This window comes from Pseudonocardia pini (genome assembly GCF_013870575.1).
Taxonomy (GTDB): Bacteria; Actinomycetota; Actinomycetes; order Mycobacteriales; family Pseudonocardiaceae; genus Pseudonocardia; species Pseudonocardia pini.
Genome location: NZ_JACBXB010001064.1, coordinates 1 through 1,461 on the forward strand (window position 1 = coordinate 1; position 1,461 = coordinate 1,461).

The following is a 1,461-nucleotide window of genomic DNA, read 5'->3' on the forward strand; positions in this document are numbered from 1 at the left end:
CAACCCGCCTCAACCTTGCCGATTGTTCACCGATTGGTTAACCTTCTGCCCTGGGAGGGACGCCCGCGCGCCCGGCCAGCACCAGCCCGGAGAGGGTCGGGGTGGCCAGGGTCCGGCGCGCGAAGTCCAGCTCCGCGGCCCGACCGATGAGGGGCCACTCCTGCCGCATCCGCCAACCCCCTCGCCGTCTGCGAGTACTCGATCGGGTCTCGCCCGCCGTTAACGTAGCGGTTGTAACGACCTCGACGGTTCGGCAGAGAGCACCTTGAGGAGGGGAGCCGCTCGCGCGAGGATGCGGGCGGACCCTGGGGTCGGTTCGTGCGTCCGCGCTGCGACCCCGCGGAGGAGGAGCGCGGCAGGATGACGTACGGCCTGGGTGTCGATCTCGGCACGACGTTCGTGGCGGCGGCCATCCGGCGCGACGGCAGGGTCGAGCGTTTCCGGCTGGGCGACCGGTCGGACGTCGCGCCGTCGGTCGTGATGATCCGCCAGGACGGCGCGGTGCTGACAGGCGCCGCGGCCGAGCGGCGGGCCACGATCGAGCCGGAGCGCGTGGCGCGGGAGTTCAAGCGCAAGCTCGGCGATCCCGTGCCGATGATCGTCGGCGGCGCGCCGATGCCCGTGCCCGCGCTGCTGGCGCACCTGCTGCGGGCCGTCGTCGGCAAGGTGACGGCGGCGCAGGGCGCCCCGCCGGAGACGGTGACCCTGACCCACCCGGCGAGCTGGAACACCTACCAGAAGGAGATCTTCGCGCAGGTCCCGCAGCTGGCGGAGGTCTCACCGGTGCGGATGGTCACCGAGCCCGAGGCGGCCGCGGCGACCTACGCGTCGAACGAGCGGCTCGCGGTCGGCGCCACGGTCGCGGTCTACGACCTCGGCGGCGGCACCTTCGACGCCACGGTCCTGCGCCGCACACAAGCCGGGTTCGACATCCTCGGCACGCCGCAGGGCATCCAGGGTCTCGGCGGGATCGACTTCGACCAGGCGGTGTTCGCGCACGTCCGGGAGTCGCTGGGCGGGGACGCGACCGCGGGCGCCGACCGGGCCGCCCTCTACCGGCTGCGCCAGGAGTGCGTCCACGCCAAGGAGGCGCTGTCGATCGACACGGACGCGACCGTGCCGGTCCTGCTGCCCGGCGCGCACACCCACATCCGGCTCACCCGCGGTGAGCTCGAGGACATGATCCGGCCGGTCCTGGCGGACACGATGACGGCCCTGCGCGGTGCGTTGCGCTCGGCGGAGGTCGATCCGGAGGACCTGACGGCGGTGCTGCTCGTCGGGGGGTCGTCGAAGATCCCGCTGGTCGCGAGGATGGTGTCCGCCGAGTTCAAGGCCCCGATCGCGGTGGACACGGACCCGGAGTTCGCGGTGGCGCTGGGGGCGGCCGCGTTGTCGGCGCCCCTGGCACCGCGGTCCGTGGTGACACCCGCTGCCGATCCGGTGCCTGCCCCCGCCCGGTCC

At 73.4% G+C, this 1,461-nt stretch carries 1 protein-coding gene; it reads left to right on the plus strand.

What is annotated here, in order from left to right; translation table 11 throughout:
- Positions 1-360 precede the first annotated feature (360 nt).
- Positions 361-1,461: Hsp70 family protein (locus tag H5J29_RS32515; protein ID WP_181784729.1), on the plus strand; the 1,101-nt coding region annotated here is incomplete at its 3' end.